Below are 18,448 nucleotides of genomic sequence, written 5' to 3'. Positions count from 1 at the left end.
CATGATGCGGTCGGAGCCGCCGCCGCCAGCGATGCGCGTCTCACCGGTGATGGCCACCGGCCGCAACGTGATGGTGTCGCCGTCCGGGCCGCCGAAGATGTCGAGGAACGGTGCGTCGTAGGTGCCCTCGAGCAACATCGTACTGCCGGTGCCCGGGTCAGCATCGGGCGTGTCACCCATCAGGATGATGCGCGAGCTCGACTTCAGGACGGCCGAGGGCACCACAGTCAGGTTGTCGCCAGCACGAAGCGCCAGATCGCCGCTCAGTGCCGTGATCGTGGTGTCCGTACTGATAGTCACGTCACCGGAGGCTCTACCGTCGAAGAGGGTGCCAGCGCTCACCACGGAGTCCGTCACCACAATCGACGCCCCAGAGAGCACGACGGCCTGCATCGCGGTCAGCGTGGAGTTAGTGCCCACCACGAGTGGACCGGCGGCATCCAGCGAAATCCCGCCCGTCTCAGCGGTTACATCCGTGTCTGAACCGATGGTGATCGGTCCCGTGGATATCCCGTTGACGTACGTCCCGGCTGTCAGGATCGATTCCGTTGCGACGATCGACGAGCCGTACATCTCAATGAACTGGCCCGCGTCGACCGTTGAATCCCGACCGATGAACAGGGGACCTGCGGCGTTGAACAGGATATCCGCGCCCGCGGTCATCGTCGTGTCGGGCCCGACCAAGATGTCTGCTCCTGCGTCCAGAGCGAGGTATCCGGTCGCTGCAGTCACCTGCATGCCCGGCCCCATGGCGATCGCGCCAGTCGCATCCATCAGCACGAACGTGCCCGCAGTCAGCACGGAATCAGACGCCGCAATCGAGGCGGTCCCACCGTCGAGCTTGTTGAAGTCGGCAACCAGGTAGATCGCGGTCGTCGCGTTCAGGTTCACGGCCGGCTGGATACCGATGCTGTCTCCGGAGAGCAGCCCGATCATTCCGTCGGTCGAGTACGTGACCATGTCGCCGTCTGCGAATCCGGCAAGCGTGATGAGGTTGCCCGTCGCATCGACGTCAGCGCTCGTGAACGAAACGCTCAGGGGAACTGCCCCCGGCTTGTTGAGGTAGTGCCTGGTCGCGGGATCGGTGGGCGCGAGCAGATCGATGACACTGCCGCCCGGCGCGTCAAGCAGGCGAACCTGGCCGCCTACCACCTGAACGTAGTAACGGATGCCCGGAGTGAGGTTGCTCAATGGCGCGTGCGCCGTCGGAGTGGTCACGAGGCTGACACCGGAGACAACGGTGATGCTGTCGTCCACGGAGTCATCCGCACTGATGATGAGAATCTGGCCACCCGCAGTGATGCTCTCGTCGACCGTGATCGGGCTCCCCGAGCCCACCACGATAGAGCCGCCGGCCTGCAGCCCGGATCCGCTCTGCCCCATGTAGGAGCCGGTGACGCCACCTATGGTCAGAGCGCCGGAGTTCTGCAGGTAGATGCTTCCGCCCGCCGAACGCCCTTCCACGTAGCCGACTTCGCTCTTGATGGCCTTCGTGGGCTCACCGATGTCACCCGCGGCGAACAGCCATGTCCTACCGGAGAGGATGTTCGGCAAGCCGGGCGTGCGTCCGTTGAGGATGCGACCGGCCGGGTTCGTGATGAAGGCGATGCTGCCACCCAGCGCCGGATCGCCCGTGGTGGTGACGGTGTAGATGATCAGGTCGCCGAACGTCTCGGTGATGTAGGTGTTGCCGAGGTTGCTCGACGAGGTCAACATGCCCGGTGCAGCGGGAGCGACGCCGTTGTGGGCGTAGGCCGTGTCGACCTCGAGGTCATTACCCAGAAGACCGATGCCTCCGAGGCGCGCCGTGAGCGTCGTGTCGTTGCCGAGCACCTTCGCGGACGGGTCGAGCGGGTCGTTGGCGTCGAGTATCGACAGGTGCGCTACGAGCGAGACTCCGCCGGTCTGCGACCGCACTCGGCCGATGTTCATGCTGCCCAGCACCTCGGACAGCCAGATGTCGTCAACGGCTTCGGCGAAGAGGATGCCGCCGTACTCCGGCACGTCGATGTCGAGGTAGCCGGGACCGCTGGTTCCAATGCCGCCGTCTGCGACGAGCTCGATGCGGTTCGCTGCGATCTTGGTGAAGTCGTTGAGCATGCCATCGAGAATCGAGCCGTCCGACTCGAGGTGCGCGGTTCCGGAGCGTGCGTAGACGCTCTCGAGACGCAGGTCGCCGGCCGTACCGGTGGCGTTGCGCTCGTATACGTAGACATTGACGTTCGCACGCGCCGTAAGCAGACCCGTACTCAGGTCGATGTAGAACGGCGTCTGCGACGTCCCGATCGAGCCGAGCGCCGCCTCGAGCGTAACGGACTCGGCAATGACATTGACAGCGCCGGTGGTGCCGACGCTCTCGATTGACTGGCCGCTCTTCAGACGCACATCACCGGTCGCGATAATCGTGTCAATGAGCATGGTCTGCTCGGAGCCCAGCAGGACGAAGCTGGGCGGGGCACTGCTCGTGGTAACTCCGGAGACCGTGATGGTCCCCTCTGACGACACGTTGAAGTCGTCCAGGTTCTCTACGAGGATGTAGCGCACCGTGGGCCTGACGCCCACCGCGATCTCGACCGTCACCGGCCCGCCGGCAGTGAGGAACTCCGCACCCGTGAGTGTCAGGGTGGTAGCGGTCGAAGAGACGACCCGATAGGTCTCCCCCGGGCCGGTCGCGTTCTCCGTGGAGCCGGTGATCTTGATGATGCTGCCGTCGGTGATGATCCCGTTCCAGCTGGAACCACCGGTTCGCACGATGGTGTAGCCGTTATCGCCGAACACGACTTCCGCGCTCAGGGTGGTCGTCTGCGAGAAGGAGGGATCCCGCACGATCGGGATGATCGAGACGTTGCGGCCGTCCTCGTAGGCGAGCCTGTCGGTAGAAAGCAGCGTGAGGATCGTGCTTGTGGCGCTCGCGATGGTGTAGTACTCGTCATCCTCAGTCGCGTTGCCGGTGTTGCCCCTCACGACGATCGTCATCCCCGCGGTCAGGCTGGTGAAGACGCTTCCGCTGACCCGCGTGATGGTGTTCAGGTAGACGCCCGGCGAGGTCTGAACGGTGTTGAACGTAACGACCGAGTTCACGGCCGCATCCGCAAGGAAGGTGATGTCGGTGCGCTCCGCCGCCCCGAGTGCGACCTTCTCGTCGTCCGTGAACGTGACGCCCGGCCCGACTGCGATGGTCGTCTCTCCGGAGCTGCGACCCACCGAGCCGGCCACCAGCAACGTGATCTCGGCCGCCTGGATGTTGGGATCCTCGTCGTAGACCTGAGTGTCAGTCACAGGCTTGAGGATGCCCGCGCCAATCAGGTTGAGGAGCTCGTCCTCCTCCCAAACCTTAGTACCGCCCGTGATCGTCTGCTTCTCGAAGTCGGAGGGCTGGTAGACGAAGAACGGAGTGCCCGTCGCGGCACGGCTGGCCGGCACTGCTGCACCGCGCAGCGCGAAGTAGTCCTCGAACGCACCGTGTAGCACGTGGTATTCGGCGGTCCACGTCGCCTCGAGTGCGGTCAATGCAGCGGTGACCTCTGCCGACGTCATGCCCTCGGCCTGGAAGACCCGGATGTACGAGGAGGTTTCATCCGCGGTCATCGTCACGACGAACGAACCGTCGTAGACCGAAGAGTCGGCTTGGCGCTCACGCCAGTCCCAATACTGTCGGTACTCGGTATCGCTGGAATAGGCATTGGGGACGCCGGGAACCGTCACGGACGTCGACAGGCTTCGGAAGTACGCGTCGAACTGGCTGTGCAGCTCACGATACTTCGTGGTCAGTGAGAGCACGTGCGTGGCGATCGCGGAGTTCACCTGATCGACCGTCATGCCTTGGGACGTGTAGAACGTGCGCAGCGAGGACTCTTCTTCGGCGGTCAACGGCACCACGAAGTTCGGGTCGTAGACGGAGGGAACGTCCTGCCGATTCCGCCATGCCCAGTACTGCTGGTACTCGGCTTCCCGCTGCCGGGCAAGGGCGTCGATGGTCTCGTTGATCTTGGCTGTCGCGTTGGCGCCAACCAGCATCAGGTCCTTCCAGACCCCATCGCGCAGCTGCTCGTAGGTGCGGTCGTCACGCCGCTGCGCGGAGTTCGCATCGTAGAGGCTCCCGGAGGAGACCTTCACCCACGCCTTACCGGAGGTGCTGAGCGAGTTCAGCCACAGGTCGCCGCTCTCCTCGTGCAGGTATACGTCGCCGGTGGCGCTGGCCGAAACGCTCGGGGTGGTGGTGTAGCTGGCGCTCGGACCCAGAATCATCGAGTCGAGGATCAGCGGCCTGTCCGCCGAAGTGCCGATGCCCCCGCCGGCGTTGAGCACGATGCTGCCGCCCGCGACGCGGCCAACGTCCGTCGGGTTGCCACCGGCCACGATGCTGCCAGGGGATGCGAGCTGTACCTTGCCGCCGCCTGCGGCGCGCACTTCATCGATGGAGAGCCGACCGCTTACCTCGGCGATGTTGATGTTACCCGCGACTGTCGACGCATCGAGACTCGACTGTGAGCTCTCCTCCGGGTCCATCGTGTTGACGAAGAGCGGGGTGCTGTCCGTACCGATGCCGGTGCCGGCGATCAGGATGATGCGCCTGCCCGCTACCTCGGCGTCTCTCGTGACGCCGGTGATTGAGCCGCCGGCCGTGATCGACGTGATGCCCTTGCTGAGGACCGGACCCGCAATGATGACGTTGCTGTTCGGCGAGTTGACCGTGACGGAGCCTTCCGCGTGACCGAACATCTGGATGCTGATGGGCCTGTCTGCCTCGAGCGTGTGCGTGTGCAGCTGCTTCTGTCCCTGGGTGGCCTCGACGTAACGCCAGAAGATGTGGGTGGGGAAGATCTTCCACCACGTCCACTCCCAGTAGTCACCGGTCTCTTGCCGGGTGATCTTGACCGCGCCGACGTTCACGACGCTGTACTTATAGGTGTACGCCGGTACGGCGTTGGTCTCGTCGAAGTAGTAGTAGGGGCCCGAGCCTTCCCACACCGGTACACCGGTCGGGACGACCCAGTCCCACGAGATGGATTGGTCCACCGTCACGTCGGGGATGAAGCCCAACCACGAACCGCTCTGCTTGTAGCTGCCCATCTTCAGGTTCTGGGTGACCATCGTCGTCCAGCCGTAGCGCCAACCAAGACGCGGCTGATAGTCCGACGTGGCGCCCGCGGTGCCGGTGGTGTAGAGCGACACGCGGTAGTAGTAGGTGACACCCTGCAGCGCCGTGGGATCTGACGCTGAGATCCTGCCGCCGGCAATGTCGGCGTCGTCGGTGGCGACCTCACGGACGACCGCGTAGGTACCACCTGCGGAGTCCGCACGCTCGATGAAGTAGCCCGACGCTCCGGCGACCAAGTCCCACGACACGACACGTGTCGCGAGCGATGATGCCGTGGCGCTCACGTTGCTCGCGAGCTGTCCGTTGCTCGTGGTCACCTTCACGCCGTCTGCGGTCCACTCGTAGACAGTCACATACGGAGAGCCCGGCGTGGGAACCGCATGGTCAACTCCGGTCGGTGAGCCGCCCTCCTCATCGTAGATGAAGAGCTTGCCCGCTCCACGCCGCGAAGCGTCAAGCCGGTTGAGCTGTACGTCGCAGGTGGTCTCGTTGCTGACCATGATCGTCGAGTAGCCGCCCAGCACGCGAATGCGACCCGCGTTCGTGTTGAGCACCTTGCCGAAGATCTCGACGTAGCCTCCGCTCGTTGCCAGCTCATCGACCTCGAAGCGCTGGTCGGCGATGTTGTAGTAGAGACGGAAGCCGCGGTTCACCGGCAGATTGCTGGTGGTCTCGAGGTACACCCGGTTCGAGGTGGCACTTGCCGCCCGCGTCCGCGCCTCAGCCAGGGTTGCCGCGTTGATGGTGAGCGTGTACTGCTCCCGGCCGCTCTGGATCGTGCCGTTGACGTTCACGTGCTCGGCACTGATGTGGATGCGGTCGCCGTACACCCCGAGGGGATACTCGGTTGGCGTCGTCAGAGCCTTCGTGTACTCCGCGTTGTACCCGGTTACGCCCCACACGTTGACGGTGCCGATGTAGATGCCCCAGAAGTAGATGTCCTTGGTCCCTGTGACTCCCCAGACCTCAGCGGACTTGACGCCTTCGCCGTAGAGAGTCGGCCATCCGGTGTAGTACGCACCGTACGTCGCTTTGCCGAAGACAGCAGCTGGCTCGCCTCCGGATGCAAACGGGCTCCCGCTATCGATGTAGACGTCTCCGCCGGCGATGATCGAGAGGTTCTTCGCGCGTACGGTGTTCTTGATGAAGATGCTGCCCTGCCCGGCGGGGTTGACCTTGAGCGTCAGCGTGCCGCCATCGTTGAAAATGCCCTGACCCCCGTCGTTCTCGCCCAAGACCTCGATGTTGGGCCACACCTGCCGAGTCGCCGGTAGCGATGAAAGGTCTGCGATCGTGTTCTCGATGTAGATCGACGGGTCGACACCGGCTGCCGGATTCGGCATGGGCTCTGCGAAGGTCACCGGTGCGCTGTATACGTCCGGGTCGATGGCGTTCCACGACCCGATATCCGGCTCCCTCTTGCTGTTGTCACGCTCAGCCTCAATCGCGTTCAGTGTGTCGACCATGTCGCGCGAAGTCACGAGCAGACCATTGAAGTAGAGTCCGCCGTTGCGGTTCGGGATGGTGGCGCCCTTCAACTCCACGAACAACGGCGTGTTGTTGACGATCCTGATCTCCGCGTCGCCGGGAGAGTCGAACGCGCCGCCGCCCTGAAGCTGGTCCGCGCGCACCCAGATGAAGCCGGCCTCTGCCCAGATGGGCTCGAACGTGATGACCGGGACGACCTTGCTCACGTACGCAGTCTCCCACTTGCCCGTGGCCGTGTTGAAGACCGTCTCGCCGAATCCCGCTGCCGCAAGCTCCGCTTTGAGGCGAACGATCTCGTCCTCGTAGAACTTCTTCGCCACCGCGTCGAGGCCGTACTTTGCCAGGTTCGTCTGCGCGGCCGTGAGCGCCTCGACCAGGTTGCTCTTCACTGACTTGTAGCCGAACGTGTACGAGACGCCGAACGGCGCAACCACCGTAACGGTGTCGTCCGTGTAGTCGTAGTTCGAGATCGTCACGATCTGATGGCGAGTGAGGCCGGTTCTGACCGTACCGTTGACCTCGACGTAGCCGTGCGCCTCAGAGCGGGCGTGTCCTGCGAACTGCTCCGAACCCGAACCGCCCAAGAGGTCGTTAATCGCGTCGCCCGCAGCGCTCGCCCACGATACCGACTTGGCCTGCGCGGTCGTATAGCCGCCGTCCTGCTCGGCCGCAAGATTCGCCTGGCGAGCCGTCTCGAGCAGCGCACCACTGCGGACCCTGACCCGGTTCTCCGCCACGAAGAACGAGCGCGCGTCGAGCTTGTCAAGCGGGATGATCGAAGCCGCGACACCGTCCCAGCGCGATTCCAGGGTGTACGGGCTTCCGCCCACGCCGGTCATGTCCGCCCCCCGGCGCCCGGCGCCCAGGTTCAGGTCACCCATCGCACGGACATGTGCCGCGCCGATGTCAACGAGGTTATTCGGCGTCGCACGAACAGTCGCAACGCCCAGAAGGATGCTGCCACCGGAGTACGTCTCGGCGCTCACTCGGGCGCTCAGCGAACCTTCGCCCCAAGCGGTCATCACGAGAGAGCCGCTGCTGAGCAGCGTTGCCTTGTCCTGTACGTACACGCGCGCCACGGGTCGCACGATCACCGTGCTGTTGGCCGCGGTGCCTGCGAGCGCACCGGCCGTGAGCATCCGAACCTTGTCGTGCACGTTGGTGATGTTGCGTGCTTCAAGAATCAGAGTCGGGTCGTTCGACGCAACGCCCACCGTCTGGAGCGTTGCACTGGTCTCGACAGTGACCACTGTCATCAGATCGACGGTGGTGATGCTGATAGCGCCGGCCGCGGTCGCTCCGCCAGCGGCCCGGCCCTGCACGTGCGGGGCGTCGCTGGCGAGCCGGGGCTTATCCACTCGGTTGATCGCGCTGACCTCGATGCGCTTCGCGAGCACAGTCGCGGACGTTCCCACCGAAGCACCCACGGTCGAGTTCACGTTGTTGATGACCACGGCACCGCTGCCGGAAAGAGCACCCAGCGCATTGGAGCTGACGATGGCGTTGAACAGCGCCCGGTGATCGGCAGAAACCAGCAGCGCGCCGTCGTCGGTCAGCAGTGTCACCGTAGCGTTGTTGCCCAGCCGCGCGGTGGTCGTGCTCTTGTTGTCCGTCGACGGAGCCGCGCCGGCTACGCTCGCGAGAACGGCACCCGAGCCGGCGAAGGTGTTGGCGCTGTTGTGATCCGTACCCATCGCCGTGATGCGGAGGCCGGATGCCGTCACCGTCGCGCGACCAAGATGCGCGGTGGTATGCGAATCCGACTGCGCGATCGCGATGGCGGCTCCAGCTGCGATTCCGCCGATCGCCACGTTGTTCGCTTCCGCGTACTGCCAGCTGTCGTTGCGGGCAGCGACCATGACCAGCCCGTCCGCGACGAGCACCGCGGAATCGTCCACGTGGGCGTTGACCGTGCTGCCGTTGAGCGCGGTCGATGCGCTGCCGTTCACGCCGATCAGCGCACCAACGGCACCATACGCGAGAGCTTTCGCCGACGGCACCGCGTCCGACACGCGCTGCACGGCCTGCACCGTGAGTGCCGAGCCCTTGATGTTCGATCCGCTGCCGAAGTACGCCTCGGCCGTCGGGCTGACCGTCGCAACGGCGACCGATGCGCCGATTGCGAACTTGCCCGCGTTGACGCCCCACGCCTCGGCCTTGGCCTCGGGCGCCGTGATTGCGGTGACGGTGACGGTCCCTCGCTCGATCCAGTAATCCCCCGGACCTCGGACTCCGTCGCCCGTGGTCAGGTAGACCAACGAGCCACTCGTAGCCTCGCGGCTGATGCTCGCCACGTTCGTCGACGGGATGCGTACCCACTCGTCATCCGTCCAGCGGTAGATCTCAGGTGCGGCGAGCAGGCGATAGTACTGATCGACAACCGCGGGAACCGCAGGGGGCGTCGTGTAGTCATCTACGCTCAGCCGCTGCCACCAGCCGTCGTACTCGTAGAAGCCTACGGTGCGCGTGCCGTCCTGTGCGGTGAGATGGATGATCGAGTCCGCTTCAGCGGCCTTGTCCCACATCGGGTAGTAGCCGGGATTGCTCGGATTGGTCAGGTCCATCGCCAAGACGACGCTGTAGTAACCATTCCGTGTGCTGTCAGAGGAATCGACGTAGAAGACCGTCTTGCCCAGGTCTGTTATGTCAGGAACCGTGAGCGTGTCGGTAACCGACGGCAGCGCCGCAACCGGTACCGATGCCTGGGCAGCCCAGATGATGCCGTCGGTCGTGTTCACGGACCGATACAGAGAAGCCGTCACGACCTTGAATACAGCACCTTCGACACCCGATGAGGGGAGCGACGGACCTGTGCCGGATCCGCTGAACTCCTCAATCGGGATGACGTTGAGCGCCCTGATGTTCGCGTTCGGCTCGATGTAGGCACGCGTCGAGGACTTCACTTCGGCCACCGGCACCGACGCACTGCCAGCGTACAAGCCGCCCGCGCCCGCCACGGTGAACGCGTCAGCCTTGTCCGCGCTGATCGCGGAAACACCGACCTGCGCAGCCCGGATGTCCGGACCACCCAGATACGCGGAGTTCGAGCCGTTCGACAGCGCCGTGGCCACACTGGCACCCACACCGATGAGGCCCACGGACAGCCCCTCAACCTCGGCGTCCGAAGCAGCCGCAGACTCTGACGAGACCAGCAACGCATCGCCCACATTCACGAGCGTGGTGCCGCGCAGGTACGATTCGACGACTGCGGAAGAGTCCGCCCACGCCCACGCGCCCGTCGCGGCGACCACTCCGCCGGTCCCCGCTCTTGCCGTCGCGATGGCACCGGTGTCCGCGATGCGGCCGCCCGCATCGTAGTTGTGCCGCGCTCGAACCATGACACTGCCGCCGGCCTTGAGGTTCGCGACCTCAACGGACGCCGTGACGGTAGGCTTGGCGTGCGCGGTAGCGACCGCTCCGTTGATGGCCACACCAGACACCGCCGCGCCGTACGCGGTCGATTCGGCCGTGGTGCGCGAGATGCTCTCGACGGTGACGTTGCGCGTGACCGTGATGTTGGCGCTCGGGCCGACCTGCGCGTAGACGCCGGGGCTCGCGATCGCTGTCGCGACGGCTCCGTTCGCTGCGAGGCCCATGCCGGCGCGGACGCCTATCGTGAGCGCACTCGCGGTCGTGTCCGAGTCAGCGACCACGGTGAGCGAGCCCACTCGGCCAGACGTGCTTTGCCCGATCTGAGCCGACCCGATCGTCGCCTTCGTGCTGCCGGTTGCGTTCGAAACCGCGACCGACACGCCTGCGGCGACCCCACCGATGTCGACGCCGGCCGAGTTCGTGCGCACGAGGCGGTCTGCTTCGGCACGCACGGTGACATCGTCGGCAGCGATGATGCGCGCACCGTTATCGATGTGCGCGTGCTGCCGTGCCTCTGAAGTGATGACCGCTACCTGAGCGCCGAATGCGACTCCGCCGCCGGACCCTGCCGCCGCGGTCATGGTCGAATGCTCGTCGGCGCCTGCGTACACCGTCACATCGCCGCCAGCCGTGATGCTCGCGTTGGCGCCGATCGAGGCATCCGTGACACTCGTGAGATTCGCGATGATGATCGTGGGCCCGCCGGCGACCGCGCCGCCGGAGATCGTGCCACCAGAGCCCTCGAAGGTCAGCGACTCGTCAGCACGCACGTTCACGTTCCCGCCGGCGTACACGGTCGCACCGCTACGGATGCCGGATACCGTGCCCAGTGGAACGACCGTGTCGCCCACGGCGCCGCTCACGCGCGTGTCGCTCTGGCCGGACTCGAGTTCGCTCTTCGCACCTGCAGTATTGTCGTTCAAACGGTTCGCGCTGACCGTCGAGTCGGCCGAAGGCGTCATGCTCGTCAAGAGACTCGAGTAGCCGCTGTCGCCCTTGCCCGAGGTCATCCCGTTCGCCTGCGACTGAGCGTCCCAGCCGTCCCCGCTGAGCGCGTTCGACGAGCTCGATCCGTCCGAGTATGTCGTAGTCGCGGTCGTCCCTACGGTCCACACCGATACCGAGATCGGCACGCCCACGATGCCTGCAGCCACGCTGATGACGACCGTCTCGACCTGCTTCATGGACAGTGCGTTCACGTCCACATTCGAGCGGGCGCGCGTCTCTGAACCGGCGCCCAGATACGCGCTCGTATCGTTGCGAATCACGCCGACATCGATCGCGCCGCCGACACCGGCGATACCGACACCGGCTCCGCCGCCCACTCCCAGTACGTGTGCCTTGTTGACGGCCGAGACGTTGACAGACTGTCCCGAACCGGTCGTGCCAGCGGCCGTGTTGATCATCGCCGAATTACCGATGTATGCCGTTGTGTCCGACGTGATGACCTCGACCGAGATGCCGCCCGCGACGCCGGCATACAGGCCGCCGCCGACAGCCGCTGCGACGTTGAGTACGTCCTCCTCCGAGGCCGCCTGAACCGCAACGCCCCGGAAGCCGGACTGCGTCGCGAAGCCCGCGCCGGCGAAGTTACCGCTGTAAACCGTCAGGTCTCCAAGACCATCGCCCAGGCCCGTGACGCTGCTGTGCGCGCCGATGTAGGCCCGGGTGTCCTTGTCGATGGTGATCACGCCGACGGAGACGCCAACTCCTGCGCCGCCCAGACCGATGCCCACGCCACCGGCAACCGACTGGGCCCGCGTGATGTCCGTGGCGCGCACTAGCACGCTGTTGCCCGCCGTGACCGTGGCGCCGGTGGACTCACCGATGTGCGCCCACGTCTCGTTGTCGAACACGAGCACCGCGACCGAGCCACCCACGCCCACCATCCCGCTGCCGGCGACACCGGCAGCGACCGCGAGCACGTCTTCGGCGGCATTCGCGATGACGAACACGTCCTCGTCGGCAGTGACCGTGGCGCCGTCGGCGATGTAGGCCTCAGTGTGGTGTTGGGCGACGACCACCGTCACGCCAGGGGCGACCGAAACCGTGCCGCTGAAGCCGGCGGTGGCGACGATGATGAGCTCGCGGAAGTCGTCTCCCGCGGCCACGAGAACGGACTGGTCGTCCAAAGCGGTGACGGTCGCTCCGCTGTCGATGAACGCCTTAGTAGTCACATTGAGCACGTTGACCGCGCCGCCGACGTTGGCCGCGACGGTCCCGGCGAATCCGATGCTCGTTCCTGCTATGACGAAGTCGTCGATGTTGGTTGCCGTGACCGCAAGCCCGTGGAACGTCGAGACCGACGGCACGTGCTCGGTCGTAGCGAAGTCCGCTTGGGAGCGGGTGTTCGTGCTGGTCCCCTCGAGGTCGATGGCGGTAGCCGTCGGAACGCTCGATGCAGAAGCCACGCTGTCGAATGTACCGTTGTGCGCCGTCATGCCCGTCGCGGTCCCGTTGACCGTGATCGTGGCGCCCCGGCCCACGTACGCCTCGGTGACCTTGATGACTATCGGCACCACAGCTGCGGTACCGATGCCCGCCGTGCCTCCGCCCGCGAGGTTGCCAGCCCCAGCGCCCAGGTCCGTCCGCGATGACGCAGAGACACGCACGTTGCCCGCATCGATCGCAGTAGTCCCGCTCGCTACGTAGGAGCGCGTGGTCGGCATGATCACGGAGACGCCCGCGTTGATGATGACCGCGGCGGTTCCACCTATCGCGGCCCCCACGGAGACCGATGTGATGTCATCGGCCGAAACCGCGTCAACCAGCACGTCGCCCAGAGCGTTCACGGTCGATCCGCTGCCGATCCAGGCGGTCGTATCCTTCGTCAGCACGATGACGTCGACAGCGGCGCCCACACCGGCGGTGCTCGCGCCTGCGAGCGCGCCCGCGACTCCCAGGTACGTCGTCGTATCGCTGGCCAGCACCCACACGCCCTGCGTCGCCGCCGCGCCCGAGTTGTCGAGATTCACCTCGGTGCCGCTGCCGATGTACGCATTCGTCGTGTTGGTAAGCACGTTCACGTTCACGGAGCCGGCCACAGCGGCCGTGCCCGCGGCCGCAATGCCCATGGAAACCGTGTTCAGGTCGAGCGACTGCACCGCGTGAACCTTCAGGCCCGTGGCGCCCTTGGCCTCGATGTCGTTGCTTGAGCCTATGTATGCCTCGACGACCGATGTCCTGACGACGGTGATGAGCGCAGGACCGATACCTGCGGTACCGCCGTACACCGCGACTGCGGCATAGGCCTCGATCTTGTCCGCCGTGTCTTCGGCGTAGATCGTCATGTTGCCGCCGGCGTGCACGGTCGTGTTGGCGCCCTCGATGGATGCGCGTGTCGTCGGGGTCATCACGACCACGACGATGGACGCGCCAACGCCCACGTTGTTGGCTCCTGCGCCGAACAGGGCCAGCTGGAAGAACTCCTCGCGCGACACAGCGGAGACGGTGACGTCGCCTGTGACGATGAATGTCGAGCCCGCACCGATCTCGGCGATAGTGTCCTTGTCGATCACGGTCACGAGTACGCCGGCACCAACACCGGCCTGTCCCTTGGAGACCGCAAGTCCGCCGGCACCCGAGTTGATATCAGTGGTGTCGACTGCCTCGATTACCACACTGCCCGCTTGCACGTCAGCGGCAGGACCCACCCACGCCGAAGTCGTGAAGTCGAAGACATCCACTACTGCCGAACCGGATACCGCCGCATTGCCCTGGCTGATCGAGCCGGAGATCGCGAGCGATGTGACCGGCAGGATCTCGGTCTCCGAGATGCCCGGAAGCGTCACGGAATCCGGCAGGTCGTCCGGATTGATGAGCGGGATCGGGATGCTGTCGAAGCTGCCCGCAAACGGGATCGGGATGACCGTCTCGTCCATCGCCGGGATCGTGATGATGGCGACCGGGGCAAGCGAAGAGTGCGCGCCGATCAACAGTGCGCCACCCGAGCGCACCGTCACGGGGGCACCCGGCTTCGAGTCCAGATGGGCCTGGGTCGAAATGGTGTAGACGTTCACCGCGACGGCGGCGCCGATCCCCGCTTTCTTGCCCAAGCCTCCGGCCAGCGCCAGCGTCTGTGCGCCCATAGGAGCTGACGCGGTGACCTCGACACTGTCGCTCGCGTTCAACGACGTGTTCTGGCCGACCCATGCCTTCGTGGTGTACGTGACGACGTTGACCGCCACCGAACCGGCGACGGCGAACTGCTCCTTGCCGCCTGCGGCCGCGAAGCCCCACGACACCGCGTCGTTACGCTGGCCGTCCGGAGTGATTGCTGCCACGCGGATGTCATCGCTCGCGCTCACGGTGGACGTGGTGCCGATGTGCGCCTCGTTCGTGACCGTCAGCACGTTGAGCCCCAGTGCGGCACCGACGCCGCCCTTGCCCTCTTCACCGCTGTACTTGATCTGCACACCGATCGCGCGCGCGCTCGCGTCGTTCTGCGCTTCGGCGACCACGCTCACGTCACCGGCCGTGCCGGTCACGGTCAGGCCGTCAGCGATACGCGCGCGGTTCTCGACCGTCACGACGTTGACGCCGATCGCAGCGGCCACGCCGATGCTCGTCGAGGACTTGCCGGACTGCTGTCCGCCGGTGGTGCTCGCGTTGTTGGTCTGGCTGCTCGAGTTCGGCAGACTCGTGGAGCTGCTCGGGACGTTCGAGTTGCCGCCGACATTCGGGTTGTTGTTGACCTGCGCGCCCGCCTCGGCGTCGGCGTCACGCGTCGAGGTTCCGCTGGTGGTCGAGGTGCTGTTACCACTTGCGCTGGCCAGCACCCAGATGCGGCTGAGTACCGTGGAGGTCGAGGTGACGCTCACGGAGGCGCCCTGCAGGTTGCGGGCGACTTCGGCGTTCGTCTCCGGAAGGATGACGTTCACGCCGACCGCCGCGCCTACTGCGATGCCTTCGCTTTTGGCATTGCCGTCTGCGACCGTATCGATCTGCGATGCGTGGCTCGACGCGACCTTGACGTTGCCGGTAGCGGTGAGCCCGGTGGCCGAGCGGCCCAACCGCGCCGTGGTCTTGTCGAGAACGATCGCGATAGCGACCGACGGCGCGACTGCGTTGCCGCCCGAGGCTCCCGCCATCGTCGAGGTCCAGACGCGACGACCGGAGGCAGCCGTGATCTCGATGTTGTTTCCACCCGTGAGCGTGGCGCCATCTTCGACTTCGGCGCGTGTCTCCGCCGGCGTGATCACGTTGAGCGCGATTGACGCACCAACGCCCAGCTTCCCGCTCGGGCTGGCGGTGGTGTTCGCACTCGCGCTCGCGATGTTGGACTCAAAGCTCTGGGCTGACAGGATGATGTCGCCGGAACCACAGGCGACGACGGCGCCGGACTCGATGACCGCGCGTGTGTGGTTCTCGATGATGTTGATGGGCAGCGAGCCGGCGACGCCGACCTTGCCGCCACTTGCGCCCGACGTCGCCTCAGCGCTTGAAGCGTGAACTCTCTCGCCAGCCACATCAGCCATGATCGCGGTCAGCGAGATGCCGTCCGCGTTCACCGTTGCACCGTGGCTGATGACGGCCTCGTTCGTGATGCGCGCGTAGTTCACTGCGACCGCGGCACCTACTGTCGCGTCGGTGCCCTTGGCGGCGGCGCCATCGGCGCTCGCGCGTGAATCCGTGTTGTTGCTTGCGGCGAGGTTCAGGTTCCCCCCCGCGACGATTCGGCGGTTCGCAGGAATCGTGGCGCGCGCGGACGACAGTGAGATGTTGACCGCGATAGCCGCCGCGACCGAGACCTTACCGTCGGAGCTGCTCGCCGAAGGCGGCGCGGTACCCGTGGTGCCTTGGGCGCCCCCAGCCGAAGCCTGCGAGTTGGCGTGGTCGATCTCAGCGGTGACCGTACCGTCAACGCTCTGCGAGGTCTCACCGGAAGCGGTCTCTTCTGCCGATCCGGCCGAGCTCGCTAGCGCGTTCGCCTCGCCCGCCAGCGCGTCCAGCGCGCTGAACGAGACCGTACCGCTCGCCTCGATGTCGCGATCCGTGAGCGCGGCGACGTCGTCAGACACGATGTTGATCGCGAGGGCGACACCGACTGCAGCCTTGCCACCATCGGCCGAGCCGTCGGCGGTCGTCTTGGAGCTGCCGCGATGCTCGGCGGATGCAGCGAGCGAGCCGGATATCACGAGCGGATCGCCGGCGGCGTCGGTGCCTATGCGCGCACGCACGTTGTTGTTCGCGATGGTGGTAGCGATGGCGCCGCCCACGCTGACGCCCTCAGCGCTCGTACTGCCGGCGCCGGCGCTCGCGAACGTCTCGGTATTCGCCTCGGACGTGGCCGTGAGCGAGAAGTCGTTGGCATTGTCGAGGGCCGCCCCGTTGGCGAGCTCCGCGGTGACGTCGTTCGAGGCGATGTTCAGCGCTACGCTTGCGCCCACGCCGAGCTTGCCGCCGCCGTCCTGCCCCGCGGCAGCCGTCACGTCGTTGGACGTGGTGCTCTCCGCCGTGAACGTGACGTCCCGGCTGCCGCCACTGGCGGACGTGAGGGTGACGTGGGCACCCGTGTCCTGAATCGCTCTCGTGGTTACGGGCGCGATGTTGATGGCGACCGAGCCCGCAACGCTGATCTTGCCGCCGCTGGCGCCGGATGTCGACTCAGCGCTCGCTGCGTGGGTAGTGTCGCCATTCACGTCCGTCATGAGCGCCTCGAGGACGAGGGCGCCGGCGGTGACCGTCGCGACCCCAACGCGTGCCTCGTTGGTCACACTCGACACGTTGATCGCGACCGCGGCCCCGACCGTGCCGGAGCCCTCAGGCGTGTTGGCCGCCGAACCGTCGGCCGTGGCCGAGCCGTCGGCGTTGTTGCTCGAGCGCAACGTCAGCGTGTCTCCGGCATCGATCGTGAGGCCGTCCGGAATCGTCGCGCGCGCACTCGACGTCGTCACGTTGACGGCGATAGCGGCTGCGACGGAGATGGGACCGGATGAACTCGACGCGCTGGGGACCGAGGTCCCGGAAGCGTCCTCGGACGCACCGGCCGCGCCGGTCGTGTCTGCCGAAGACGACGCCGCGTGCGACTGCTCGCCCGCGATGAGACTGTCAACCCCGGCGGTACCGGAGGTGTCGGTGGTCTCCTCGGATGCACCCGCGGCGCTCGCGATCGCTTCTGCCGAGCCGGCCGAAGCGCCCAGCGCCTGGAAGGTCATGGACCCGGTTGTGGTCAGGTTGCGCTCAGTCGTGGCGACGACCTCGTCGGTCGTGATGTTGATTGCGAGCGCCGCGCCCACGGCGACCGAGCTGCCGCCGGTCTTGCCATCGGCCTTGGCGCTCGAACTGCTGGTGAGGCGCGCCGTGGCGTCGAAGTCACCGGTGACGGTGAGTGCGGAGCCGGTGCCCACGCGCGCCGCGACCTCGTTGCTGGAGATGGTGGTGGCGACTGCACCCGCGACTCCGGTACTGCCAGAAGAAAGCTCGCCACCGGCGGTGGCCTCGCTGTCTACGGTCGCGTTGTACTGGGCGTTGAGGGCGAGGCCGGTGGCCCCGGTGAGTGTGGCGCCATCTGCTATCTGGGCTGCCACGTTGGTGCCTGAGACGTTGAGCGCGAAGCTGGCGCCGACGCCGCTCGCGGTGCTCTCGGTCGAACCGAGTGCGCTTGCCGAAGAAGAGGATCCGCCGCTGGCCGCGAGTGATGCGGCGCCGGTGACGGTGACGTCACCAAGAATCGAAGCACTGAGCTCGCTGCCTGCGACGTTGACTGCGAGTGCTCCGGCGACCGAAGGAGGAGCGCGCGAGTCGCTGAGGCCGGACATGGCCGTTGCGCCGAACGAGCCGGCGACCGGCATGGTCGCCTCGATGGAGAGCGACGGAGTATCGAGAGTGACCGGGCCGGTGACGAACGATCGGGTCGAGGTGCTCGCGACGTTGACCGCTATCGCGACGCCGACGCTGTTCTCCTGCGACGAGGAGTCCGCAGGACGGCCATCCGCATCCGCGCGCGAGGTCCGCTGCGAGGAAGCCAGAATGCGCTGCGCCCCCGTGGACGTCAGCGTGAGCATTCCGCCTTCGGACGAGACGTATGCGAGCGTCTCGCCGTTGAGCACCGTCACGGCGATGGCCGCGCCCACGGTCAGGGATCCGGTGCTCGTGTCCGCGTGGCCCCCGGTCGTGTCGGTCGGCGAGGACTCGTTGCCGACGGCCCCACCCATGCTGGCGGTCGAGCTGGACACGCCGGACGTGATCGACTGCGCGAGTATCACGATAGTGTCGGCATCAACGGTGCCGCTGCCTTCGATCGAGGCTATCGTCTTCTCGATCAGTGTCACGACTGCGACCGAGCCGCCGTAGGTCGCTGCCGAGGCGTCGCTCGTCGCGGTGGCGTCCACGTCGTTCAGGGCAGAGACGGTGAGCGCGCCGATGACGTCGATGTTGCTGCGGCCGCCGATACGCGCGATAGCGGTGCTGTTGACGACGACGGTGGTCAGCGCGGCATCCGCGGTGCTGGTGGCGCCGAACGCACCTTCGCACAGCGCGGTCGCG

The 18,448-nt window shown here is 66.0% G+C and carries 1 protein-coding gene; it reads right to left on the bottom strand.

The annotated features are described in order from the left end of the window. Positions 1-18,448, bottom strand: an 18,448-nt coding sequence (locus U1E26_09770) for a hypothetical protein (GenBank protein MDZ4169923.1), incomplete at both ends; no start/stop codon positions are given.

This window comes from Coriobacteriia bacterium, assembly GCA_034370385.1.
In the GTDB taxonomy this organism is placed as follows: domain Bacteria; phylum Actinomycetota; class Coriobacteriia; order Anaerosomatales; family PHET01; genus JAXMKZ01.
Note: the sequence above shows the minus strand (reverse complement) of the source record. Positions and strands in the feature narration are given on the sequence as shown.